The 24,953-nt window shown below is 74.5% G+C and carries 21 protein-coding genes; 15 read left to right on the forward strand and 6 right to left on the reverse strand.

Translation table 11 applies throughout. The features are described from left to right. Positions 1–53: 53 nt before the first annotated feature. From AB0881_RS30990 to AB0881_RS31045, 12 genes are all read left to right on the forward strand, one after another. The gene (locus tag AB0881_RS30990) at positions 54–662 is read left to right on the forward strand and encodes an acyltransferase (RefSeq protein WP_366622587.1); all 609 of its coding nucleotides are present in this window, start codon (positions 54–56) and stop codon (positions 660–662) included. A gap of 185 nt (positions 663–847) precedes the next feature. Then, positions 848–5,731 carry a DUF4082 domain-containing protein gene (locus tag AB0881_RS30995; protein WP_366622589.1) on the forward strand — a complete coding sequence of 1,628 codons (4,884 nt, stop codon included), beginning with the start codon at positions 848–850 and terminating at the stop codon, positions 5,729–5,731. A gap of 13 nt (positions 5,732–5,744) precedes the next feature. Continuing rightward, positions 5,745–6,836: a Gfo/Idh/MocA family oxidoreductase gene (locus AB0881_RS31000; RefSeq protein ID WP_366622591.1), complete on the forward strand. Its 1,092-nt coding sequence runs from the start codon at positions 5,745–5,747 to the stop codon at positions 6,834–6,836. After that, entirely contained in the window at positions 6,833–7,828 is a 996-nt protein-coding gene (locus AB0881_RS31005) for an SDR family NAD(P)-dependent oxidoreductase (protein ID WP_366622593.1), read from the forward strand. The genes AB0881_RS31000 and AB0881_RS31005 overlap by 4 nt, the downstream gene beginning before the upstream one ends. Beyond that, on the forward strand, positions 7,777–9,003 hold the full coding sequence (locus tag AB0881_RS31010; RefSeq protein WP_366622595.1) for a glycosyltransferase: 1,227 nt from the start codon (positions 7,777–7,779) through the stop codon (positions 9,001–9,003). The genes AB0881_RS31005 and AB0881_RS31010 overlap by 52 nt, the downstream gene beginning before the upstream one ends. Continuing rightward, complete coding sequence (locus AB0881_RS31015; RefSeq protein ID WP_366622597.1) at positions 9,000–10,166, forward strand: DegT/DnrJ/EryC1/StrS family aminotransferase; 1,167 nt, start codon at positions 9,000–9,002, stop codon at positions 10,164–10,166. Before AB0881_RS31010 ends, AB0881_RS31015 begins: the two co-directional genes overlap by 4 nt. A 1-nt stretch (position 10,167) precedes the next feature. Further along, positions 10,168–11,424 carry a glycosyltransferase gene (locus AB0881_RS31020; protein WP_366622598.1) on the forward strand — a complete coding sequence of 419 codons (1,257 nt, stop codon included), beginning with the start codon at positions 10,168–10,170 and terminating at the stop codon, positions 11,422–11,424. A gap of 26 nt (positions 11,425–11,450) precedes the next feature. Continuing rightward, a complete protein-coding gene (locus AB0881_RS31025) occupies positions 11,451–12,899 on the forward strand; it encodes a lipopolysaccharide biosynthesis protein (protein ID WP_366622600.1) in 1,449 nt (482 codons plus the stop codon). Positions 12,900–12,954: 55 nt separating this feature from the next. Beyond that, positions 12,955–13,290, forward strand: coding sequence for a hypothetical protein (locus AB0881_RS31030; protein ID WP_366622626.1), 336 nt, complete (start codon positions 12,955–12,957; stop codon positions 13,288–13,290). After that, entirely contained in the window at positions 13,215–13,589 is a 375-nt protein-coding gene (locus AB0881_RS31035; protein ID WP_366622602.1) for a hypothetical protein, read from the forward strand. Before AB0881_RS31030 ends, AB0881_RS31035 begins: the two co-directional genes overlap by 76 nt. Continuing rightward, positions 13,589–14,680, forward strand: coding sequence for a DegT/DnrJ/EryC1/StrS family aminotransferase (locus tag AB0881_RS31040; RefSeq protein ID WP_366622604.1), 1,092 nt, complete (start codon positions 13,589–13,591; stop codon positions 14,678–14,680). Before AB0881_RS31035 ends, AB0881_RS31040 begins: the two co-directional genes overlap by 1 nt. Before the next feature lie 18 nt (positions 14,681–14,698). After that, positions 14,699–15,682, forward strand: a complete 984-nt coding sequence (locus AB0881_RS31045; RefSeq protein ID WP_366622606.1) for a hypothetical protein — start codon at positions 14,699–14,701, stop codon at positions 15,680–15,682. A gap of 19 nt (positions 15,683–15,701) precedes the next feature. On the opposite strand, the gene AB0881_RS31050 is transcribed toward AB0881_RS31045, so the two are convergent. Together AB0881_RS31050 and AB0881_RS31055 are read right to left on the reverse strand one after the other, a co-directional pair. Continuing rightward, complete coding sequence (locus AB0881_RS31050) at positions 15,702–17,045, reverse strand: O-antigen ligase family protein (protein WP_366622607.1); 1,344 nt, start codon at positions 17,043–17,045, stop codon at positions 15,702–15,704. 2 nt (positions 17,046–17,047) lie between these two features. Then, complete coding sequence (locus AB0881_RS31055; RefSeq protein WP_366622609.1) at positions 17,048–17,980, reverse strand: hypothetical protein; 933 nt, start codon at positions 17,978–17,980, stop codon at positions 17,048–17,050. Positions 17,981–18,168: 188 nt separating this feature from the next. On the opposite strand from AB0881_RS31055, the gene AB0881_RS31060 reads away from it, so the two are divergent. After that, entirely contained in the window at positions 18,169–18,909 is a 741-nt protein-coding gene (locus AB0881_RS31060) for a hypothetical protein (protein ID WP_366622611.1), read from the forward strand. Here the strand turns inward: AB0881_RS31060 and AB0881_RS31065 are convergent. From AB0881_RS31065 to AB0881_RS31080, 4 genes are all read right to left on the reverse strand, one after another. Continuing rightward, positions 18,801–19,643 (reverse strand): WecB/TagA/CpsF family glycosyltransferase, encoded by an 843-nt coding sequence (locus tag AB0881_RS31065; RefSeq protein WP_366622613.1) that lies wholly within the window; start codon positions 19,641–19,643, stop codon positions 18,801–18,803. The genes AB0881_RS31060 and AB0881_RS31065 overlap by 109 nt on opposite strands. Further along, positions 19,640–20,824 (reverse strand): hypothetical protein, encoded by a 1,185-nt coding sequence (locus tag AB0881_RS31070; RefSeq protein WP_366622615.1) that lies wholly within the window; start codon positions 20,822–20,824, stop codon positions 19,640–19,642. The genes AB0881_RS31065 and AB0881_RS31070 overlap by 4 nt, the downstream gene beginning before the upstream one ends. Further along, positions 20,821–21,447, reverse strand: coding sequence for a class I SAM-dependent methyltransferase (locus tag AB0881_RS31075; protein ID WP_366622617.1), 627 nt, complete (start codon positions 21,445–21,447; stop codon positions 20,821–20,823). The genes AB0881_RS31070 and AB0881_RS31075 overlap by 4 nt, the downstream gene beginning before the upstream one ends. 262 nt (positions 21,448–21,709) lie before the next feature. After that, positions 21,710–22,726, reverse strand: coding sequence for a hypothetical protein (locus AB0881_RS31080; RefSeq protein WP_366622619.1), 1,017 nt, complete (start codon positions 22,724–22,726; stop codon positions 21,710–21,712). A 198-nt stretch (positions 22,727–22,924) separates the two neighbouring features. On the opposite strand from AB0881_RS31080, the gene AB0881_RS31085 reads away from it, so the two are divergent. Together AB0881_RS31085 and AB0881_RS31090 are read left to right on the forward strand one after the other, a co-directional pair. Further along, positions 22,925–24,427, forward strand: a complete 1,503-nt coding sequence (locus tag AB0881_RS31085) for a sugar transferase (protein ID WP_366622620.1) — start codon at positions 22,925–22,927, stop codon at positions 24,425–24,427. Continuing rightward, on the forward strand, positions 24,427–24,953 hold a 527-nt coding region (locus AB0881_RS31090), incomplete at its 3' end, for a UDP-N-acetylglucosamine 2-epimerase (RefSeq protein ID WP_366622622.1). The genes AB0881_RS31085 and AB0881_RS31090, both read left to right, overlap by 1 nt.

Genomic DNA, 24,953 nt, shown 5'->3' on the forward strand with positions numbered 1-24,953 from the left:
TTCACCACAGTGCCCTCACCACGACAGGTGAGTATGGACCACGGAGGTGTCCGATGGGTGTCCGGATTCAGCCGAGCGCCGACGTCGACGAGCGCGCGGAGATCGGCGACGGGACGGCGGTGTGGCATCTCGCCCAGGTGCGCGAGGACGCCGTGCTGGGCCGCGACTGCATCGTCGGGCGGGGCGCGTACGTGGGCCCGGGGGTGCGGCTCGGGTACGGCGTCAAGCTGCAGAACCACGCGCTGGTGTACGAGCCGGCCGTGCTGGAGGACGGCGTCTTCATCGGCCCGGCGGCGGTGCTGACCAACGACCTCTACCCGCGCTCGCTGGACGTGGACGGCCGGGTCAAGCGGCCGGACGACTGGGACGCGCGGGGCGTGACGGTGCGCGAGGGGGCGTCGGTCGGGGCCCGCGCGGTCTTGGTGGCCGGGGTGACGATCGGCCGCTTCGCGCTGGTGGCGGCGGGCGCGGTGGTGGCGCGGGACGTCCCGGACTTCGCGCTGGTCGCCGGCAGCCCGGCGCGGCGGATCCGCTGGGTGGGCCGGGCCGGGGTGCCGCTGGAGGAGATCGGGACCGGGCACGGCGAGGTCATCTGGAAGTGCCCGCGCACGGGCGAGGAGTACGCCGAGCGCGCCGGACGCCTGACCTCGGCGGCCAGATGACGCGGTAGGCCGGGACCGGCCAGACCGCCGACGAATGCCCGGCAGGCACTTATAGTCGAAATGCTTTCGGTACGGGGTGCTTTTATCGAGCTCGGTATTCGGGGCGGGGCCGGTCCTTCCCGGGTGCCCGGTGGTCCTGCTCACGGTGGGATCACAAGGGGGCACGCTGTGAGGTCACGGTCGTCATGAAAGCGTGCCGTAATCGTGTCCGCATCAGGGTGCGTATCGGGGCGAGACTCGGCCTGCTCCTCGGGTTCGCCCTGGTAGCAGGCGCTCTCGCAACTCTGTCGACCCCTTCGGTACGGGCCGCGGCCGGCCCCTGCGACCCCGGCGGCAATCCGGTGGCCTGCGAGAATTCCAAGCCCGGCGCGCCGCCTTCGGAATGGGAAAAGGCGTCCGGTGCCGGACAGACGATCGAGGGTTTCACGACCCGGTTCAGCGTCAACGTCGGTGAGACGGTGCGGTTCAAAATCAACACGCCGGCCACCGGATACTCGCTCTCCATTTACCGTATGGGTTATTACGGCGGTAATGGTGCGCGTAAGGTCGCCGGCGTCTCACCCGCCGTGACGCTGCCGCAGCGGCAGCCGGCCTGCCAGGCCGACGACGCGTCCGGGCTGGTCGACTGCGGAAACTGGGGCGTGTCGGCGAGCTGGCCGGTCCCGCAGGACGCGGTGTCGGGCATCTACTTCGCCCATCTCGTCCGGACCGACGGCGAGGACGACGACAACCACATCGTGTTCGTGGTGCGGAACGACGCGAGCCGCTCCGACATGGTGTTCCAGACCTCCGACACCACGTGGCAGGCGTACAACAAGTGGGGCGGCAACAGCCTCTACGCCGGCGACAGCACGGCCGCGGCCGGGCGCGCGGTGAAGGTGAGCTACAACCGGCCGTTCGGCACCCGCGAGGACACCCCCTGGGGGCGCGACTTCGTCTTCGCCAACGAGTACCCGATGGTGCGCTTCTTGGAGGCCAACGGCTACGACGTCTCGTACATCGGCGGCCTGGACGCGGACCGGCGCGGGGAGCTGATCAAGAACCACAAGGTGTTCCTGTCGGTGGGGCACGACGAGTACTGGTCGGGAGGCCAGCGCGCCAAGGTGGAGGCGGCCCGCGACGCCGGGGTGCACCTGGCGTTCTTCAGCGGCAACGAGGTCTACTGGAAGACCCGCTGGGAGAACGGCATGGGCGGGGCGGCCGAGGCCGACCGCACGCTGGTGGTCTACAAGGAGACCCGCGCCAACGCCAAGATCGACCCCGATCCGGAGTGGACCGGGACCTGGCGGGATCCCCGCTACACGCAGCCGCCCAACGGGGCGAGTCCCGAGAACGGCCTGACCGGGACGATCTTCACGGTGAACTGCTGCGGCGTCGCGCTGAAGGTCCCGGCCGCCGACGGGAAGATGCGGTTCTGGCGGGACACTCCGGTGGCCCGGCAGGCCGCCGGGCAGACGATGACGCTGGTCGACCAGACGGTCGGGTACGAGTGGGACGAGGACCTCGACAACGGCTCGCGGCCCGCCGGCCTGTTCCGCATGTCGACGACCACCGCGGACGTCCCCGAGAAGCTCATCGACTACGGCTCCGAGGTTGCGCCGGGAAGGGCGACGCACTCGCTGACGATGTACCGTGCGCCCAGCGGCGCCCTGGTCTTCGGCGGCGGCACCGTGCAGTGGTCGTGGGGGCTGGACGCCGTCCACGACGGCCCGTCCGACGCGCCGACCTCGCCCGACCCCAACATGCGGCAGGCGACCGTCAACCTGTTCGCCGACATGGACGCGCAGCCGTTCACCCTGCAGAGCGGCCTGATCAGGGCGGCCAAGTCGGCCGACACGGCACCGCCGGTGTCGGCGGTGACCTCGCCGGTCGCCGGGGCGGAGGTGGTGAACGGCCGGACGCTCACGATCACCGGCACCGCCGCGGACGCGGGCGGCGGCCAGGTCGGCGGCGTCGAGGTGTCGGTGGACGGCGGGCTGACCTGGCGGATGGCCAAGGGCCGCGCGAGCTGGTCGTACACGTGGGACGCCACCGGCAACGGCCCGGTGACGGTCAAGTCCCGTGCGGTCGACGACAGCGGCAACATCGAGACGCCGGGCGCCGGGACGACGTTCGACGTCGGGTGCCCGTGCCGGCTGTTCGGCGACTCGGCCGTGCCGGCGCGCCCGGCCGACAGCGACACCGGGCCGACCGAGCTGGGCGTGAAGTTCAGGGCGGCGTCGGACGGCTGGATCACGCAGATCCGCTTCTACAAGGGGCCGGGCAACACCGGCACGCACGTCGGCAGCCTGTGGGACGAGCACGGGAGGAAGCTCGCGGCCACGACGTTCACCGACGAGTCCGACACCGGGTGGCAGACGGCGTCGTTCCCCACGGCCGTCAAGGTGGACGCGGGCACGACCTACGTGGCGTCGTACTTCGCGCCGAACGGCCGGTACGCGGCCGATCCCGGCTTCTTCGCCCTCGCCGAGCACCGGGCGCCGCCGCTGACCGGGCTCAAGGCCGACGTCCCCGGCGGCAACGGCGTCTACCGCTCCGGCCAGCCGGGCTTCCCGGTCGGGACGTTCAAGGGCGGCAACTACTACGTGGACGTCACGTTCGTCACGGTGAAGCCGCCGGACACGATGAGGCCGACGGTCGTGGACAGCACGCCGTACGGCGGCTCGTCCAGCGTAAAGACCTCGGCGAGGCCGACCGTCACGTTCAGCGAGCCGGTCCGGGCGGGCTCGCCCGCGTTCACGCTGAAGGACGGAACGGAGACGATCCCGGGGAGCGCGGTCCTGGACGAGTCCAGGACCGTCCTGACGTTCACGCCGTCGTCGCCCCTGCCGTACGGCACCAGGCTGACGGCCGCGGTGAGCGGGGCGGCGGACGACGCCGGCAACACGATGGAGGACTTCGGGTACGCGTTCACGACGGCGGAGCGGACGGTTCCGGGGCAGTGCCCGTGCAGCATCTGGCCCGACGACGCGGCCCCGGCCGTCGAGGGCGTGCACGACGGCGGCCGGGAGATCGAGCTCGGCGTGCGGTTCACCGCCGACCGGGACGGCACCATCAGCGGCATCCGCTTCTACAAGGGGCGCAACAACGACGGCCCCCACGTCGGCACGCTGTGGGACGCCGTGGGCAACCAGCTGACCACGGCGACGTTCGGGAGCGGGTCGACGATGGGCTGGCAGGAGGTCGAGTTCTCCAGCCCGGTGCCGGTGCGGGCGGGGCAGCGGTATGTCGCCTCGTACCACGCGCCCAAGGGCTGGTACTCGGCCACGTACAACGGGCTCGGGAGCGCGGTCGACAACCCGCCGCTCCAGGCGGTCGCGAACGGCAACGGCGGCGGGAACGGCGTCTACAAGTACGGGCCGCGGAGCTTCCCCGACCAGTCGTACGGGGCGACGAACTACTGGGTGGACGTGCTGTTCAACCCGCCGCCCGACGAGACGCCCCCGGCCGTCGCCAGGAGCGGCCCGTCGAACGAGGCCACCAGCGTCCCGACGGGGGCGAAGGTGTCGGTGACGTTCGACGAGCCGGTGCGCGCGGGCACGCCGGTGCTCGCCCTGGCCGGGCCCAGCGGGCAGCCCGTGGCGGGCACGGCCGCGCTGGACGCCGCGGGCCGGACGGTGACGTTCACGCCGTCCGCCGGGCTCGCGGCGGCGACGCGGTACACCGCGAGCGTGTCCGGCGCCCGGGACGCGGCCGGCAACACGATGAGCGGCACCGCGCGGTGGTCGTTCACCACCTCGGGCGCCTGCCCGTGCACGATCTTCCCGAGCGACGCGGTGCCGGGGACGCCGGCGGAGAACGACGGCCGCGCGATCGAGGTCGGCGTCAAGTTCACCCCCGCCCGGGCCGGGTGGATCTCGGGCGTCCGGTTCTACAAGGGGCCGGGCAACACCGGGACCCACACCGGCTCCCTGTGGACCGACACCGGCGGCCGGATGGCGCTGGGGACGTTCACGAACGAGACCGCGTCGGGCTGGCAGACGCTGACGTTCTCGGCGCCGGTGGCCGTGGAGGCGGGGAAGACCTATGTCGCCTCGTACCACGCGCCGAACGGGCGCTACGCGGCCGACGCGGGCTTCTTCACGGGGCCGTATGACAACGCGCCGATGCGCGCACCGGCCACGGCGAGCGTCCCCGGTGGCAACGGCGTCTACGCGTACAGCGCGACGTCGCGCTTCCCCGCGAGCACATGGGGCGGGGCCAACTACTGGGTGGACGCGGTCTTCACCGACGCCGACCCGGGCGACTCCACCAGGCCGACCGTACGGTCGGTCGATCCGGCGGACGGGGCGACGAGCGTGCCGCGCGCGGCCCGACCGAAGGTGACGTTCGACGAGCCCATGCAGGGCGGCACCGTCCAGTTCACGGTGACCGGGCCGGGCGGCGCGCCCGTCGGCGGCACGGTGTCGTACGACCCGACGAGCAGGACGGCGACGTTCACGCCCGCCGCCCCGCTGGCCTGGACGGCGGAGTACACCGCCACCGTCCAGGGGGCCGAGGACGTCGCGGGCAACGCGATGGAGTCGCCGAAGACGTGGTCGTTCACGACGGCGAAGCAGCCCGGTGCGCCAGGGCAGTGCCCGTGCTCGATCTGGCAGGACGAGGCGTCACCGCAGATAGCGAGCGTGGACGACGGAGGATCCGTCGAGCTCGGCCTGAAGTTCCGCACCGACACCGCCGGCTGGATCACCGGGGTGCGCTTCTACAAGGGGCCGGGCAATACCGGGGCGCACACCGGCAGCCTGTGGGACAGGGACGGGAACAGGCTGGCGACGGCCACGTTCGCGAACGAGTCGGCCGCGGGCTGGCAGGAGGTCAGGTTCGCCACGCCCGTCCAGGTGGCGGCGGGAACGACCTACGTCGTCTCCTACCACGCCCCCAACGGCCACTACTCGGCGAACGTGGACGGCCTCCAGAACCAGGGCGTGGACGCGCCGCCGCTGCACGCCCTCCAGTCCGGCGTGGACGGCGCCAACGGCGTCTACCGGTACGGCACCAGCGGGCACCCCACCACCGCGTCCACCTCCAACTACTGGGTCGACGTCGTCTTCACCACCACGGAACCGTGAGGAGCAACCCGCCTTGACACAGAGCGACTTGGCACGGGGCGAGAAGCCGGCCGGCCTGGCGGTGATCGGCGCCGGCTACTGGGGCCCCAACCTCGTCCGGACCGCGCAGGCCACCCCGGCGCTGCGGCTGGAGTGGCTGTGCGACCTGGACGAAGAGCGGGCGCGCGCCGTCCTCGGCGGCTACACGACCGTGCGGACGACGGCCTCGTACCAGGACGTCCTGGACGATCCGGCCGTCGCCGCCGTCGCCATCGCGACCCCGGCGGCGACGCACTTCGACCTCGTGCGGGCGGCGCTGGAGGCCGGCAAGCACGTCCTGGTCGAGAAGCCGCTGACGCCGACCGTGCACGAGAGCGCGAAGCTCGTGGACCTGGCGCGGCGGTCCGGGCTGGTGCTGATGTGCGACCACACGTACTGCTACACCCCGGCCGTGCGGAAGATCCGCGAGCTGGTGCGCGGCGGCGAGATCGGCGAGATCCAGTTCGTCGACTCGGTCCGGATCAACCTCGGGCTCGTCCAGCCGGACGTGGACGTGCTGTGGGACCTCGCGCCGCACGACCTGTCGATCCTCGACCACGTGCTGCCCGAGGGCGTCACCATGGACGCCGTCGCCGCCAGCGGCGCCGACCCGATCGACGCGGGCCGGCTGTGCATGGCGCACCTGTCGGTGTGGCTGTCGACCGGCGTGATGGCGCACGTCCACGTCAACTGGCTCAGCCCCACCAAGATCCGCACCACGGTCATCGGCGGGTCCCGGCGCACGATCGTCTGGGACGACCTCAACCCCGTCCAGCGGCTCGCGGTGTACGACCGCGGCGTCGACCTCGCCCCGGCCGGCTCGCTCGATCCGGCCGAGCGGCACCAGGCGCTCATCTCGTACCGCGTCGGGGACGTCCTGGTCCCGGCGCTGCCCGAGCGGGAGGCGCTGCGCGAGGTGATGGCCGAGTTCGCGGCGGCGATAGCGGAGGGGCGCCGGGCCCGTACCGACGGCGGCGCGGGACTGCGGGTCGTCGCGCTGCTGGAGGCCGCCAGCCGCAGCGCCGCCGCGGGCGGCCGGCTCGTCCCGGTCTCGGAAGTCAACGTCCCTGTAGAGGAGAACGCATGATCGCAGGATCCCGCTGCCTGGTCACCGGCGGCGCCGGCACGATCGGCTCCACCATCGTCGACCAGCTGGTGGCGGCGGGCGCCGCCGAGGTGATCGTGCTCGACACGTTCACCCGCGGCCGGCGAGCCAACCTGGCCGCGGCGGTGGCCGCCGGCGGCGACCGGGTCCGGGTGGTAGAGGGCGACATCCGCGACCGCGCGCTCGTCCGGGCGCTGCTGGAGGGCGTGGACGTCCTGTTCCACCAGGCCGCGATCCGGATCACGCAGTGCGCGCAGGAGCCGCGGCTGGCGCTGGAGGTGCTGGTCGACGGGACGTTCGAGGTGGTCGAGGCCGCCGCCGACCGCGGCGTCCGCAAGGTCGTGGCGGCGTCGTCGGCGTCGGTGTACGGCATGGCCACCGAGTTCCCCACGACCGAGACCCAGCACCCGTACGCCAACGACACCTTCTACGGCGCGGCCAAGGCGTTCAACGAGGGGATGCTGCGCAGCTTCCACGCGACGCGCGGGCTGGACTACGTGGCGCTGCGCTACTTCAACGTGTACGGGCCGCGGATGGACGTCCACGGCCTCTACACCGAGGTGCTGATCCGCTGGATGGACCGCATCGCCGCGGGCGAGCCGCCGCTGATCCTCGGCGACGGGCTCCAGACGATGGACTTCGTCTACACCGAGGACATCGCCCGCGCGAACCTGCTGGCCGCCGAGAGCGACGCCACCGACGCGGTCTTCAACATCGGCACCGGCACTGAGACCAGCCTCCGCGAGCTGGCCGGGGCGCTGCTGCGCACGATGGACGCCGCGGACCTGGGCCTGGAGTTCGGCCCGGCGCGCGCCGTGAACGGCGTCGAGCGGCGGCTCGCCGACGTGTCCGCCGCCCGCGAGCGGCTCGGCTGGAAGCCCCAGATCGGCCTGGACGAGGGGCTGCGGCGGCTGGTGGCGTGGTGGCGGGCCGAACGGGCGGCGGCCGGCGGCCCGGGGACGGCCGGCGCGTGATCGTCTACTTCGGCGGCACGGCGTACGACGGCGTGGCGGGCACCGACCGGCAGCTGGCCGAGCGGCTCGCCGCGATGGCGCCCGTCCTGTACGTCGATCCGCCCGTCTCGCTCCTGACGCCGCTGCTGCGCCCGCACCTGGCGGCGTCGCTGAAGGGGCCGCCGCTGCGCCGGGAGGGCCGCGACCTGTGGCGGCTGATCCCGCGGGTGCCGCCCGGCGCGTACCGCCCGGGGACGCGCCGCGCCGCGACCGCGCTGACCCGGCGCGCGGCCCGGGAGGCGGCGGCGAAGCTGGCGCGGCGGGTGACGGCCGTCGTGATCGCCCGCTACGACGACCTCCTCGGCGCCGTCCCGGGCGCCCGCACGGTCTTCTACGCCACCGACGACCTGGTGGCCGGGGCCGACCTGGTACGGCTGCCCCGGCGGCGGCTGGAGGAGGCCCGCGACCGGCTGCTGGCCCGCGCGGACGCGGTCGTGGCCGTGTCGCCGCCGCTGCGGGACGACTTCCGCCGGCGCGGCCGGGACGCGGCGCTGATCCCGACCGGCTGCGCCCCTTCGGCCTACGACGGGATCAGGTCGGCGCCGTGGCCGTCCGACGTCCCCCGCCTGGACCGGCCGGCCGCCGGGTTCGTCGGCCACATCAACGCCCGCATCGACCTCGCCCTCCTGGAGGGCGTGGCCGCGGCCGGGCACCCGCTGGTCCTGGTCGGCCCGCACGACCCGGCGTACGAGCCCGCCCGCTTCGCGGCGCTGGCGGCCCGGCCGGACGTGCACTGGACCGGCCGCAAGGGCTTCGCCGAACTGCCGTCCTACATGCGGACGATCAAGGTGGGGCTGACGCCGTACGCCGACGGCGCGTTCAACCGGGCCAGCTTCCCCATCAAGACGCTCGACTACCTCGCCGCCGGGCGCGCCGCCGTCGCGGCGGACCTGCCCGCCACCCGCTGGCTGCGCGCCGGCCCCGAGGGCGCCGAGCTGATCCGTTCCGAGGGCACGGCCGCCGGGTTCGTCCGCGCGGTCGGCGCGGAGCTGGCCGCGGAGAACGCCCCGTCCCTGGTCGAGCGGCGGCGGCGGTTCGCCGCGCGGCACGACTGGGACCACCGCGCGCGGGCGCTGGCCGAGGTCCTCGGCATCCGGCCGCCCGCCGCCGACAGAGAGGAGGTGCCCGCGCCGTGATCCCCGTGATCAGGCCCGTGCTGGGCGAGGAGGAGGCCGCGGCGGCGGCCGAGGCCGTACGGTCGGGATGGGTGGCCCAGGGGCCGCGCGTCGCCGAGTTCGAGGGCGCGTTCGCCGCCCGCGTCGGCGCCGGGCACGGCGTCGCCACGTCGTCGTGCACGACCGCGCTGCACCTGGCGCTGCTGCTGGCGGGCGTCGGGCCGGGGGACGAGGTCGTCGTGCCGTCGCTGTCGTTCATCGCGACCGCGAACGTCGTCCGGCACGCGGGCGCCGAGGCGGTGTTCGCCGACGTGGACCCCGCCACCGGCAACCTGACCGGCAAGACCGTCGAGGTCGCGCTGACCGGCCGGACCCGCGCCGTGATCGCCGTCGACCAGGCCGGGGTGCCGGTCGACCTCGACGGGATCCGCGCCGTCTGCGACCCGCGCGGGATCACCGTGGTCGAGGACGCCGCCTGCGCGGCAGGCTCGGTCTACAAGGGCCGCCCCGCCGGCGCGGGCGCGGACCTGGCCGCGTGGTCGTTCCACCCGCGCAAGCTCCTGACCACCGGCGAGGGCGGCATGCTCACCACGCCCGACGCCGCCCGGGCGCGGCGGGCGCGGCGGCTGCGCGAGCACGGCATGAGCGTGAGCGCCGCCGAGCGGCACGCCAGCGCCGAGGTGGTGATCGAGGAGTACGCCGAGACCGGCTTCAACTACCGGATGACCGACCTCCAGGCCGCGGTCGGCCTCGTCCAGCTGACCCGGCTGGACGCGATCGTCTCCCGCCGCCGCGCCCTGGCGGCCCGCTACCACCGGCTGCTGGCCGGCGTCCCCGGGCTGGAGTGCGTGCGCGACCCCGCGTACGGGCGCGCCAACTTCCAGTCGTTCTGGATCCTGCTCCCCGACGACTTCCCGCCGGACCGCGACGACCTGCTGCGCCGCATGCTGGCCGCGGGCGTCTCGGCCCGGCGCGGCATCATGGCGGCGCACCGCGAGCCCGCGTACGCCGGCGTGCCGGCCGACCTGCCCGTCACCGACCGGTTCACCACGCGCTCCCTGATCCTGCCGCTCTTCCACGACATGACCGGCGAGCAGCAGGACCGCGTCGTCGAGACGATCGCCGACGCCGCCCTTGCCGGGGGCCGCGGGGGGCCGTCCTCCCGCAAGGACACGGCGGTGTGAGGTGAAGATCCTGGTCTACCCGCACGACATGGCGATCGGCGGCAGCCAGCTGAACGCGATCGAGCTGGCCGCCGCGATGCGCGAGCTCGGCCACGCCGCCGCGATCGTCAGCGAGCCGGGCCCGCTGGTGGACCGGGTGCGCGCCGAGGGCCTCGAACACTTCACGCTGGACTCCGGGCGCCGCCGCCCCGCCCCGGCCACCGTGCGGCGGCTGCGCGCGCTGGTGGACGAGCACGGCTTCGACGTCGTGCACGGGTACGAGTGGCCGCCCGGCCTGGAGGCGTTCCACGCGGTGCGGAACCGGCGCGGCGCCGCCGCCGTGTGCACGGTCATGTCGATGGCGGTCGCGCCGTTCCTGCCGCCCTCGCTGCCGCTGGTGGTGGGCACGGAGCGGATCCGGCGGGAGGTCCTGGACCGGCGCGGCCGGCGCCCCGGGGCGGTGCACCTGATCGAGCCGCCGGTGGACGTGCGCGCCAACGCGCCCGGCCATCCCGACGGCGAGTTCCGGCGGCGGTTCGGCCTGGAGCGCGGGCCGGTCGACGTGGTCGCGGTGAGCCGGCTCGCGGCCGAGCTGAAGCTGGAGGGCCTGCTCACGGCCGTGGAGGTGGCCGGGCGGCTGGCCGCCGAGACCCCGCTGCGGCTGGTCATCGTCGGCGACGGCCCGTGCCGCGACCGCGTCGAGGAGCGCGCCGCCGAGGTCAACGCCCGGGCGGGCCGCCGCGTCGTGGTGCTCACCGGCCAGGTGGACGACCCGCGCCCGGCGTACGCGGCCGCGACGATCGCGCTCGGCATGGGCGGCTCGGCACTGCGGGCGATGGCGTTCGCCCGGCCGCTGATCGTCCAGGGCGAGCGCGGCTTCTTCGAGCCGCTCACCCCCGAGACGAGCGGGACGTTCCTCGAGCAGGGCTGGTACGGCGTCGGCGGCGCGGGCGCCGACCGGCTGGAGGCCGTCCTGCGGACCCTGATCGGCAGCGCGGAGCGCCGCCGCGAGCTGGGCGAGTACGGCCGGAGCCTGGTCGTCGAGCGGTTCAGCCTGGAGGCCGCCGCCCGCGTCCAAGAACGGATCTACGAGCAGGCCCTGGAGGCCGCCCGTACCGGCGCCGGCCTGGCCGTACGGCGGGACGCGGCGAGCACGGTCGGCCGGGTGCTGGCGTACAAGCTTGAGCGCCGCGCCCGCAAGCTCCGCGGCACGGTCGCCCTCGACGACTTCAACGCGGTCGCGAAGGCCGAGCCGAGTCCCCGGGCGAGCCCTCGGTGAGCCGACCGGGGAGGCCGAGGTTCGCCGTGGGGGAGGACGACTCCCTCTTCGGGAAGGCGTCCCGGGCGCTCGGCTGGAGCCTCGCCAACACGGCGGCGGCGCGGCTGGGGACGCTGGCGATCGGCATCGCGCTGGCCCGGCTGCTCGGCCCGGCCGAGTTCGGCGTGTTCGCGGTGGCGATGGTCGCGCTGCTGGCCGTGCTCAGCTTCAACGAGCTGGGCGTCAGCCTCGCGATCGTGCGCTGGCCCGGCGACCCGAAGGAGATCGCCCCGACCGTCGCGACGATCTCGGTGGTGTCCAGCTGCCTGGTTTACGCCGGGTGCTTCCTGGGCGCGCCCGCGTTCGCCGCCGCGATGGGCGCGCCGGGCGCGACCGGCGTGATCCGCCTCCTCACCCTGAACGTGGTGATCAACGGCCTGGTCGCGGTGCCCGCCGCGCTGCTCCAGCGCGGCTTCCGCCAGGACCGCAGGGCGCTGGCCGACCAGGTCAACAACTGGGGCGGCGCGCTGGTGTCGATCGGCCTGGCGGTGACCGGGATGGGCGCGCTGAGCCTGGCCGTCGGGCGGCTGGCGGGCGCGGGCGCGTCGGCCGTGCTGCTCGCGTGGGCGGCGCCCGGACCGCCGCGGTTCGGGTTCGATCCGGCGGCGGCGCGGGCGCTGCTGCGGTTCGGGCTGCCGCTGGCCGGGTCGAGCGTCGTGGTGTTCGCGGTCGGCAGCGTGGACCAGCTCGTCGTCGGGCACCTGCTGGGCCCGACCGCGCTCGGGTTCTACGTGCTCGCGTTCAACCTCTCCAACTGGCCGGTCACGATGTTCTCGCAGCCGGTGCGCGCCGTCGCCCCGGCCGCGTTCGCCCGGCTCCAGCACGACCCGCCCGCGCTGCGGCGCGCGTTCCAGTCGACCGCCGGGCTGCTGGCGGGCCTGACCCTGCCGGTCTGCCTGCTGCTGGCGGGCGCGGCCGACCCGCTGATCCGGCTGGTGTACGGGACGAGCTGGGAGCCCGCGGCGGCCGTGCTGCTCTGGCTCGCGGTGCTCGGCGGGCTGCGGATCATGTTCGAGCTGGTCTACGACTACCTCGTCGTGCTGGCCCGTACGCGGGCGCTGCTCACCGTCCAGGTCGTCTGGCTGGCGGCGCTCGTCCCCGCGCTGGTCGCCGGGACCCGGCTGGACGGCCTCGCCGGCGCGGCGGCCGCGCACGTGCTGGTGGCCGCGCTCGTCGTCCTGCCCCTCTACCTGTGGGAACTCCGCCGCGCGGGGATCCCCGCACCGCGCTTCCTGGCCCGTACCGCGCCGCCCGCGCTGCTGGCGGCCGGGGTCGGGCTCGCCGCCTGGAGCGCGCACGTCCTGATCCCCGCCGATCCGATCGCGCTGGCGGTCGCGGGCACGGCCGCGCTCGCGGCGCTCGGCCTGCTGCTCCGCCCGATGCGCACCGCCCTGCACGGGCTGCGAACCATGGAGGCCGCCGATGCCCGAGCCTGACCGCGAGCCGACTGACCACGGGCCGCCCGACCACGGGCCGCCCGAACTGGTGATCATGGGGGCGGGCGGGTTCGGCCGCGAGACCGCGCAGGCGGTGGCCGTCCTGCCGTCCCGCACGGTGGCCGGGTTCGCCGACGACGACCCCGCCCGGCACGGCACCCTGGTCGACGGGCTGCCCGTCCTCGGCGGCGTGGCGAAGTCGCGAAGAGCACCGCCGCCCTGCTGGTCGTCTGCACCGGCAACCCGCGCGACTACGGCAGCCGGGCGCGGATCGTCCGGGGGCTGGGGCTGCCCGCGCACCGGTACGCGACCGTCGTGCACCCGGCGGCGTCGGTCGCGCCCTCGTGCCGGATCGGCGCGGGCTCGGTCGTGCTCGCCCAGACCGTGCTGACCGCGTCGGTACGGGTCGGCGCGCACGTCGCCGTCATGCCGCACGTCACGCTCACCCACGACGCCGAGATCGGGGACTACGCCACGATCGCGTCCGGCGTCCGGCTGGGCGGCGGCGTGACGGTCGGGACCGGCGCCTACCTGGGCGCCGGCGCGCTGGTCCGGGAGGGCGTCACGGTCGGGGCCGGCGCCCTGGTCGGCATGGGCGCGGTCGTGCTGCGCGACGTACCGCCGGGCGAGGTGTGGGCGGGCTCCCCGGCCCGCCGCCTGCGCCCCGCACCCCATCGGGAGGAGAACTGATGACGGACGTCCCGTTCGTGGATCTGGCGGCGGCGCACGCCGAGGTCGAGGAGGAGGTGCTCGCCGGGTTCCGGCGGGTGCTGGCGGCGACGGCGTTCGTGCAGGGGCCGGACGTGGAGGCGTTCGAGCGCGAGTACGCCGCGTTCACCGGCGCCGCGCACTGCGTCGGCGTCGCCAACGGCACCGACGCGCTCGAACTGGCGCTGCGCGCCCTCGGGGCCGGGCCCGGCTCGGAGGTCGTGCTGCCCGCCAACACGTTCGTCGCCACCGCCGAGGCCGTGGTCCGCACGGGCGCGCGGCCGGTCCTGGTGGACGCCGAGCCCGAGCACCTGCTGATGGACCCGGCCGCGGCGGCGAAGGCGGTCCGCCCGGAGACGGCGGCGATCGTGCCCGTCCACCTGTACGGGCGGCTCGCGCCGGCGGCGCCGCTCCTGGAGCTGGGGCCGCCCGTGCTGGAGGACGCGGCGCAGTCGCAGGGCGCGCGGATCGCGGGGGAGGGGCTGTTCGGCGCGATCGCCGCGACCAGCTTCTACCCCGGCAAGAACCTCGGCGCGTACGGCGACGCGGGCGCGGTCGTCACCGGCTCCGCCGAGCTGGCCCGGACGGTGCGGCTGCTGCGCGACCACGGCAGCGAGCGCAAGTACCGGCACGAGATCGTCGGCTTCAACTCGCGCATGGACACCCTCCAGGCCGTCGTGCTGCGCGCCAAGCTGCGCCGCCTGGCGGCCTGGAACGGCCTGCGCCGCGCCGCCGCCGCCCGCTACGCCGAACTGCTCGACGGCATCCCCGGCCTGGTGCTACCAGCGCCGGCCGGGGAGGAGCACGTCTGGCACCTGTACGTCGTCCGCGTCACGGAACGGGACCGGGACGAGGTCGCGGAGCGGCTCGGCGAGCTGGGCGTGCGGTGCGGCGTCCACTACCCGGTCCCGGTGCACATGCAGCCGGCGTTCCGGTACCTCGGCCACGCTCCCGGCGACTTCCCGGTCGCCGCTGCCGCCGCCGGCGAGATCCTGTCGCTGCCGATTTTCCCGCAGATCACCGCGGTGCAGCAGGAACGGGTCGCCGCCGCCCTCCGCAAGATCCTCGGCTGACCGCTGAAGGAGGCCCCCATGGCCCTGCTCAGGAGAACGCTGGCGCCCGCGCTCGCCGCAGCGTGCGCGGCCGCCGGGCTCGCCGCCTGCTCGGACGGCGGATCCGGCCGTACGGCGAAGAGCACCCGCACCGCGAAGGCGCCGCCGACGGCCACGCCGAGCCCCAGCCCGAGCGGCGCGGTGTCCGTACCGCCGCTGCAGATCAAGAGCCCGGCGCCCGTCGGCGGCGAGGGCTCCCGGCTCACCTGGCCCACGCTGGACATGGTCGGCGTGCCGCGCGGGAAGCGGCTGCGCTCCAGCGGGCCGATCACCGTCCGGAAGAACGGCACGGTGATCGACGGGCTGCGGGTGAGCACCGAGATCAACGTGGACGCCGACGACGTCACGATCCGCAACACCCGGGTCCTCGGCTCGGGCCAGTGGGCGATCATCCAGCGCAAGGGCCGGTCGGGGCTGCGGATCGAGAACAGCGAGATCAGCGGGGACGGCCGGACCAAGACGCAGTACGGCATCCTCAACCAGGGCGGGATGGTGACCGCCCGCAAGGTGCACGTCCACACCGTCAGCAACGGGATCGTGACCGACCACGGGCTGGTCGAGGATTCGATGATCCGCAAGCTGAAGGAGTATCCGGGCGACCACGTGACCGCGTTCCAGTCCAACGGCGGCCCGGCACCGGGGCTGTCCCTGGTCGTCAGGCACAGCGTCCTGCTCAACCCCGTCGCGCAGACCTCCGCGGTCTCGATCTACCAGGACTTCGGCCGGGCGCACGATGTGACGATCACCGGGAACCTGCTCGGCGGCGGCGGGTACGCGCTGTACGGCGGCAAGGGGCGGTTCGGCACCCCCACCAACATCAAGATCACCCGGAACGCGTTCACCCGCGACCACTTCGGGAAGGGCGGCCGGTACGGCCCCGTCACCGCGTGGGACCCGGCCGGGCAGGGCAACGTCTGGAAGGACAACGTGTGGGCGGACACCGGCAGGCCCGTCCGGCCCTGACCCGCCCTGGAGGCACCGCTCAGGAGGCGCGGGTCATCCGCCACAGCGCGCCGCAGCAGCCCAGGCACAGGAACGTCAGGCTCGCGGCCATCGGGAAGCTGAACGCGTCGAACGTCGCGTACGACGCCGCCGCCACCGCCATCGACGCGGCGAAGCACTGAGCGAGATGCCGGGTCTCCGGGTCGGCGCTCGCCTTGCGCGCCTTCCGCGCCAGCGTCCAGCCCGACAGCAGCACGACCAGCAGCACCGCCAGCCCGGCGATCCCGGTCTCCACCAGCGACAGCAGGTACTGGTTGTCGAGGATCCGGTACGTCTGCGGCAGGTACGTCCCGAAGCCCTGCCCGAACCAGGGCCGGGGTGCCACCGCCTCCCCGATGACCGCGTAGTCGTTCGTCCGCGTGGTCGTGCTGGAGTCGCTGCCGATGGACGAGACGAGGCTGGTCAGCGTGCCGATCAGGCCGGGGACCACGGCGCGCAGCGCCACCGACAGCAGCCCGACGATCAGCAGCGCCCAGACCCGCCACATGGCCGGCCACACCGGCAGCACGACCAGGCCCACGACCGCCATGCCGAGCATCGCCGACCGGGACACCGTCATCGGCAGCACGATCATGATCAGCGCCACCGGCAGCCAGCCGCGGAACCGCCGCCCCTTCTCGGCGTGGATCGCGCCGTGCAGCGCCAGCGGCAGCAGCATCGCCATCACCACCCCGAACTCGATGGGGTGCGTGGCCGTCGCCATCGGCCGGTTGAACTCCTCTCGCTGCAGCACCGAGGTGTACGACGTGGACGTGGTCAGCCCCGGGAACGCCAGGTAGCCGGCCAGGTCGACGCCGGTGAAGAACTGGAGGGCGCCGACCGCCGCGATGAAGCCGCCGCCCGCGACCAGCCTGCGCCGCACCGCCTCCAGCCGTTCCAGGTCCGGGATCCCGTCGGCGGCCAGCAGCGCGACGCCGATCCAGCCGAGCATCAGGATCAGGCCCCGGTCGGCGCCGTTCGCCTCCAGGCCGGGCAGGTTGCGGCCCATCGCCGCGGCGTACGCGGCCAGGATCGAGCAGGCGAACAGCACCATCACCGAGCGGACCGGCTGCGGCCCGCGCAACGGCGTGGTGCGGGCCGTGATCATGGAGCTGAGGTACCAGCCGAGGCAGAGCACCGCCATGATCCCCGCCGGGGTGCCGGCGGCGCCGAGCGGGCCGACGACGAAGCGCGCGGGGACCACCGTCAGCATCAGCACGAACGCGCTGAGGACGGTGACCGCGTCCACCCGTCCGGGCAGCGGCCGCGTCCCCGCCGGATCCGCGATCAGCGTGCCCGGCGGTCCCGTGGAGGAGGCCGTCGAGGAGGCCGGGGTGGGGGCCAACTTCAGCGTCCGGGCCTGCGGTAGCGCCCGGAGGAGCCGGACCGCGCCGCAGCCTTCTCCTTGGAGGCGTTCTCAGCGGACCCGGCCGACCCGGCCGTCCCCGCAGGTTCGGCGGGCCGCTTCGGGCGGTCCTTGGGAGCGGCCTTGGTGTCGTCCTGCCGCTTCGTCCCGTTCGCCTTCTTGGCGAGCGGTACGTCCGGCAGCGTGACGCCGTTGGGCGAGGGCTCCGGGGCGGCCGGGCCGTCGTCGTACCCCGTCGCCGGGCTCGCGGGCTCCGGGCCCTCGCCGCCCGCCCCCGTCCCTGCCCCGGCGCCGCCGCCCGCGCGGACGCGCCTGCGGCGCTCGGAGAACACCTCGGCGAACAGCGGCACCGCCACCGTGAGCGCCAGCCCGACGAACAGCACCATCACCAGCGTGCGCATCTTCGCGGTGGGCGCGAGCGTGGCGGCCGGGCTCGCGGTGACGACGTTCGCCCGGATCTGCGCCCGCTCGGCCACGCCCTCCTTGGCCTGGAGCTGCGCGAGCCGCTGCGGGATCGCCGCCACCAGGGCGTCCAGCGTCCCCTTGGTGACCTTCTCGTCCGGGCCGGTGACGTCCACGGCCAGCACCGGGCCGGTGGAGTCCTGCGCGACGCCGACCTCGTACTCGGCGGTCAGGCCCCGGCCGCGCAGCTCGGCGGCGGTGCGGTCGTCCATCATCTCCCGGCCCACCACCTCGGCGGTGATGGTCAGCGAGCTGTCGAAGATCAGCCACGGGTTGCCGCCGGCCTCCCGCGCCTGGAACGGGGAGGCCAGGAACACCACGCTCGCCTTGGCCTCGTACGTCCACGGCGTCAGCACCGCCGCCGCGGCGACGCCGCCCAGCGCGAGCAGCAGCAGCGGCACCGTCAGCAGCCAGCGCCGCAGCAGGATGCCCATCCAGTCGAGTAGATCCACCAGTCCCCCTAGGCGGGCTCGCCGAGGCGGGCGAGCACGTCGATCATCACCATCGTCCGCAGCGGCCGGGCGCGCGTCACCCGGATGGCCACACCTGGCGAGCGGCGGCCGCCGCGGCCGGCGGCGTGCGACGATGGCCGGTACGCGGCGGGTGAGGCGGGACGGGACCGGACGGGCGGGGGGTGCTCGTGACCATTCGTGACTTCGGCGCCGCGCTGTGGCGCAACCGGCTGGTGGCCCTCGCGGTCGCCGCGCTGACGCTGGCGGCGCTGCTCCACGTGAAGACGGCGGCGCCCGACTACGAGCAGCGCTCGGCCATCACGCTGCTCTCGCCGCGCTCGCCGTTCCCCCGCAACGCCTACGCCAGCTTCACCCCGGCCATGGTGACCAACGCCGAGATCTCGGTGCGGATCCTGAGCTCGGAGCAGGGCCGCCGGCTGGTCCTCGCCGCCGGCGGCCGCGGCGAGTTCCAGGTGCTGCTCGCCAACCGCGGCAACCAGGAGATGCCCATCCACGACCAGCCGCACATCACGGTGGCGGCGCGGGACGCCACCGCCGCGGGCGCGCAGCGCACGCACGCGGCGGTGCTCCAGGTGCTGCGGCGGCAGTTGCTGGACCGGCAGAGTGCCCAGGGCGCCGCGCCCGGCTCGCTGATCTCCTGGCAAGTGACGGCGGGGACCGGCCGGGCGGTGCCGCTGACCGGCCGCCCGTCGCGGCGGCTGCTCGCGGTCGCGCTGCTGGGCGGCATGATCATGCTGTACGCGGCGGTCGCCGCCGACCGCCGGCGGAACGGGAACGGGAGCGGGGGGCCGGGCCGGGGTCACGGGCTCTTGGCCCCCGGAGGCCGCGGCCTGACGATCCCGCGCAGGTTCTCCCGTACCGCGGCCAGCCCCACCAGCGCGACGAACGTGAAGTTCGTGGTGAAGTAGCGCGGGCCCAGCCGCAGCGGCTCCTGGATCACGCGGTACAGCCACTCCAGGCCGTGCCGCTGCCACCACACCGGCGCCCGCCGCACCTCCCCGGCCAGCACGTCGAACGTGCCGCCGACGCCGTGCGCCACGTACGCGCCCGTGCGCGCCGCCCAGTCCCGGATGAACAGCTCCTTCATCGGCGAGGAGACGCCGATGAAGAGGAGGTCCGTGCGGGCCTCCCGGATCTCGTCGGCGATGGCGGGCGCCTCGGCGGTGGAGAAGTAGCCGTGCCGGGACCCGGCGACGACCAGCCCGGGGAAGCGCCGCCGCACCTCGGCGACCGTGCGTTCCAGCACCTCGGCGCGGGCGCCGAAGAAGAACACGCGGTCGCCGCGCCGCTCCGCCTCGGGCAGCAGCGCCAGCATCAGGTCGATCCCGGCCACCCGCTCGGGCAGCGGCGCCCGCAGCAGCCGCGACGCCCACACCACCGACTGCCCGTCGGCGAGCACGAGGTCGCAGTCCAGCACCGCGCCGCGCAGGTCCGCGTCCCCGCGCAGCCGGACGATCTTGGCGGCGTTCAGCACGCCGATCGTCACCGGGGACCGCTCCTCGACGGCCTTCACGCAGGCCGCCACCGTCTCGTCGATGGTCAGCGGATCCAGATGCACGCCGAGGAACTCGCGGCGGTCGCCGGGGCGCCGGCCGCCGGCCCCGCCCCTCGTCCGGTCGGAATCGGGAACGTCGCGGGTCATCGATCCTCCAGCCAGGAGTAGAGGAGCCAGCCGAGCTCGTAGGGGCGGCACTCCCGGTCGACCGCGCCGGGCGGGAACACCCGGTCGAGCGCCGCGGCCCGCCAGCGGGGGTGGAGCATCGTCGTCGCGGCGCGCGCGCCCCGTACCGCCTTGCGGGGGTCGGCGCGCGCCACCTTGCGCCAGGTCATCACCGGATCGCCGGGCATCAGCGGGACGCCGGTCTCCGGCGGGCGGGCCAGCCAGCCGACCCCGCGGGCGATCGCGTCCATGTGGCCGGGGCCGCCGGCCGCGGCCAGGTCGAGCAGCGCCATCGGCGCCATCGCGTGCTGGTGCACGCTGTAGACGGGGTAGCCCTCGACGACGCCGCCGGTACGGGCGTCGTAGTGCCACCACCACTGCCCCTCCGGCCCCTGCGCCGCGCAGATCCCCGCGGCGACCTTCCCGGCCGCCTCCAGCGACTCGCCGTCGCCGAGCCGGGCGAGCGCCTGGATCGGGTAGACCTGGTCGGCGAAGCAGCCGACGTGGGCGCGGTAGCGGGGGACGAGGCCGCGGCCGCCCACCTCGTGGGGGTACAGCGCCCGGCCGCGCAGCCCGTCCAGCAGCCGCCGCCGCGCCTCGCCGAGGTGCCCGCTCCCGTGCGCGGCCGCGTCCGCCGCGCCGGCGTCGCGGGCGGCGGCGAGCGCCGAGACCACCCAGGCGGCGTCCACGGTGTACACCGGCCCGCGGCCGGGGCGGTCGGCGCCGGCGAGCCGTTCGAGCGCCTGGGGCAGCCCGTCGTGCCCGGTCTCCGCCGCGGCCCAGCACACCAGCGCGATGTCGCCGAGCGAGGTGACGGCCCGCGCCCCGGTGTCCTTCAGCCGGGCCAGCAGCACCCCGGCCAGCTCGGCGGCCGTCCGCCCGCCCAGCGCCGCGCGCTGCCCGTCCTCGGGCAGCAGCCGCGCGCCGAGCGCCACGATCGCCGCGTACCGCAGGCTCCGCCCGGCCGGTACGGCGCCGTTCCCGCCGGGCTCGCCGCGCATGGTGAAGACGAACGGGGCGGCCCCGTCATCGCCGCCGCCGTCGGGTGCCGACCGCATCCGGGGCAGGCCGCGCACCGCCTGCGCCAGCAGCCCGCCGATCACTTCGCGGGCGGCCGCGTCCGTCGCGTCCAGGGCCCGCAGCCGGGGGGTGTCGAGGTTCACGAGCGCTTCACCGCGATCAGCGACTTGGTGAGCCCGGCGACCTTCTCGCCGACGATCCGCGAGTGCGGGAAGTACTCCCGCATCTCGGTACGGCTCAGCAGCTCCACGTCCAGTACCGCGCGCAGCGCCGCGGCCCGGTCCTCGGGCGGCGTGTGGACCAGCGGCCAGTGCCGCGCCACGGTCGCCCGCGCCGGCGGCGGCAGGAACTGCATGCCGGGGCAGACCCAGTGCGGCTCGACCGGGAAGTACCGGTACGGCGTCTGCACCCAGTGCCGGTCGGCGAGCCGGTGCACCGCGGCGGCGAACATCCGGCGGCGCGCGTGCCCGCCCAGGTGCTCCAGCACCGAGTTGGAGATCACCAGGTCGTACCCGCCGGCCAGGATCTCCTCCGGCAGCTCGCACGCGTCGGCGTGGTCGGCGCGCAGCCAGGGCGGCGGATCCGCCGGCGGCTTCTCCAGGTTCACGATGTGCACGCGGGCCGGCCGTACCGGGGCGCGGTGCCAGGATTCGGCGGTGCCGCCCAGATCGATGACCGACATCCGGTCCAGCCCCGGAAAGGCGGCGCACAGCCAATCCCAGCGGCGGGCGCGGTAGCGCGCCCCGAGAGAACCCGGTGCGTCCACGAAACGATTACGCAATGCGTGCAGTCGACTCAACGCATCTCCCCGAACGGCTCCCCGTGACGGCCCAATATTGCGACCGTTCTACCGGGAAAAGCCACCTGGTCAAGTGGCCTACTTTGGACAGAGCGGCGTGTGAACTGGCCGGAATCGGCACGCCAGACCAGTGGAAATTCGCCGAATAGTCGCCCTGCCGAAATTGTTGCGCACCGAATGCGGGCGACTACAGAATCCGGTTCCGGGGTGCGCCGCGGGGGCCGCCGGATCAGCGGATCACGGCCGGCGAGAAGGCGCTGGCCAGCAAGATCCGGGGCGCGCCGGTGCCGTCGGCCGGGACCGTCCAGATCTCGGTGGACCGGCCGCGCAGCCGCCCGTACGCGACGCTCCGCCCGTCCATCCAGATCACCTGGTCGTCGATCGACGCGGTTTCGGCCAGCGCGGTCTCCTTCATGCCGCGCAGCTCCAGCACGTGCAGCCGCCATGGCCGGGATGGGTCACCGGTCGCCTTCTTGAACGCCAGCCGCGTCCCGTCCGGCGACAGCGACGGGCACTCGACGTTGGTCCGCACCGTCCACATCGCCTGCGTGCTGACCCGGCCCTGCACCAGGTAGGTCACGCCCTTCGTCTTCGCGGTGGCGTAGAAGCGGTCGTCGTCGCCGGTGAACGTCACGCCCCAGTAGTTGAGGTCGACGGACGTGTTCGGCCTGCCGTCCTGGAGCAGCGTGAAGCGTTCCAGGTCGGGGATGACGTGGCCGGTCCTGGTGTCCAGGATCCCGGTGCGGGTCGACAGGTTCGCGCCGGCGTACGAGTCGCCGCTGACGAACACCGTCCAGGAGATCATCCGGCCGCTGGGCGACACCTGCGCCCGGCTCGGGGAGCCCGGGATCGGGATCTTCCGCGTGACCGCACCGCGCCGGTCCAGGGCGAGCGCGTACGCCTGCGTGTGGGCGCCGCGCTCGACCGTGAGGCAGGCGCCCGTGCCGTTCCTGGCGTGGACGCGGACGCACGGCAGGTCGCTGACGGTGCGGGTGCCGCCGGGCGCCGTGACCGGCACGCTCGCCATCCGGCCGCCCTCCGGGCCCGGCGCCGCGTTGCGGAAGAGCAGCGTTCCGGCGCGGGCGAGGTCCAGCCCGCCCGCTCCCGCGCCGGTCCCGGCGCCGCCGCCCGCCCCGCCGTCACCGCGCGGGAACAGCAGGGCGGTGACGGCCACCGCGGCGACGGCCGCCGCCGCGGCCGCCGCCGGCGCGGTACGGCGGCCGGGCATGCGGCCGGACGCCTTCATCGAACCTGCCCGGCGGTGTCGAACATGCGCGTAAGGCTAAGTGCGGCATCCGGCGCCGCCGCTTTCTCGTCCGAATCCGGCCACCGGCATCGCTATTGACCACGTATTACTGATCCACTTCGCGATCCCGGCCCTGTCCGGAGTCGGCCTTTTAACTTCCTTTTACCATCGTCGACTGGAAGCTTAACGGGTCGGTCAATGTTCTTTCTGGCAACGGAGAGGGTGACGGGGGATGACCGGGTGAGCGTCATCGGCCATACCGGCACGGGTGTTCGGCCCGACCGGGGAAGGCGGGCGGCGGGGCGCGACGGGTGGGTTTCACGCTATGTTCGCCTCGCCATTGCCGTGGATTTCTGCTGTGCACTCACGGCCGGCCTCGCCGGTTTCGTGTTCCGTTTCGGAGACCAGACTCTCGCGTACCGGCCGGACGTCGTGCTGGCGGCCGGCCTGCCGCTGCTGTGGGTCGGCTGGGCGGCGGCGGCCCGCGCGTACGACCCCCGGTTCTTCGGGATCGGGTCCGACGAGTACCGCCGCATCCTGAACGCGGGGATCAGCCTCACCGCCGCGGTGGCGATCGCCTCGTACGCCACCAAGGCCGAGGTCGCCCGCGGCTACGTGGTCATCGCGCTGCCGCTGGTCACGGCGCTGACCCTCGCCGGCCGCTACCACCTGCGCAAGGGCCTGCACCGGCGGCGGGGGCGCGGCGACTGCCTGCGCCGGGTCGTGGCCGCCGGGCACCGCGAGGCGGTGGACGAGCTGATCCGCGAGTTCGGCCGCGCCCCGTACCACGGGATGCGGATCGTGGCCGCCTGCCTGCCGGCCGGTGACGGCACCGCGGACCTGCTCGGCGGCGTACCGGTCGAGGGCCGGCTGGACGAGGTCGCCGACGTCGTGGCGCGGACCGGCGCGGAGACCGTCGCGGTGCTCGCCTGCCCCGAGCTGGCCGGCGTCGAGCTGCGCCGGCTGGCGTGGCGGCTGGAGAAGAACGACACCGAGCTGCTGGTCGCGTCCGCGCTGCTCGACATCGCCGGGCCGCGCACCACGATCCGCCCGGTCGCCGGGCTGCCCCTCCTGCACGTCGACCACCCCGAGCTCGCCGGCGTCCGGCGCGTGTTCAAGGGCATGTTCGACCGGGCCGTGGCCGCCGCCGCGCTCGTCCTGCTCGGCCCGCTCTGGGGGCTGATGGCCCTGCTCATCCGGGTCGACGACCCGGGGCCGGCGCTCTACGCGCAGGAGCGCGTCGGCCGCGGCGGGCACCGGTTCCGGATGCTGAAGTTCCGCACGATGGTCGTCGGCGCCGACCGCCGCCGCGACGAGGTGGCGACGGCGGGCGGGCGCAACGGCGTCCTGTTCAAGCTCCGCGACGACCCCCGCGTCACCCGGCTCGGCGGCCGGCTGCGCCGTTTCTCGCTGGACGAGCTGCCGCAGCTGGTCAACGTGCTGCGCGGCGAGATGTCCCTGGTGGGCCCGCGCCCGCCGCTGCCGGACGAGGTCGACCGGTACGGCGAGGACGTCCACCGGCGGCTCGCGGTCAAGCCCGGGATGACCGGGCTGTGGCAGGTCAGCGGCCGTTCCGACCTCCCCTGGGACGAGGCCGTTCGGCTGGACCTGCGCTACATCGAGAACTGGTCGCTCGCCCTCGACACCCAGATCCTCTGGAAGACGATCGCCGCCGTGGTCCGCGGCCAGGGCGCCTACTGATGGCAGGGAACGAAATGATCATCCTCCATGTGCTCGGCGCACGCCCGAACTTCGTCAAGGCGGCGCCGGTGATCGACGCGCTGGCGGCCCGCGGGGCCGCGCAGGCGGTGGTCCACACCGGCCAGCACTACGACGAGAAGATGTCGGAGATCTTCTTCCGCGAGCTGGGCCTGCCCGAGCCCGACGTCAACCTCGGCGTCGGCTCCGGCGGCCACGCCGCCCAGACCGCCGCGCTGATGACGGGCCTGGAGGGCGAGTTCCTGCGCCGCGCGCCCGGACTCGTCGTCGTGTACGGCGACGTGAACTCGACGATCGCCGCCGCGCTGGTCGCGGCCAAGCTGCACATCCCGGTCGCGCATGTGGAGGCCGGGTTGCGCAGCTTCGACATGACCATGCCCGAGGAGGTCAACCGGCGCCTGACCGACCAGCTCTCGCAGCTGTGCCTGGTCACCAGCCCCGAGGCGATCGGCCACCTGGCGGCCGAGGGCATCGATCCGGGCCGCGCGCACCTGGTCGGCAACCCGAT

The sequence above is a fragment of the Spirillospora sp. NPDC029432 genome (assembly GCF_040703975.1).
Classification (GTDB): domain Bacteria; phylum Actinomycetota; class Actinomycetes; order Streptosporangiales; family Streptosporangiaceae; genus Spirillospora.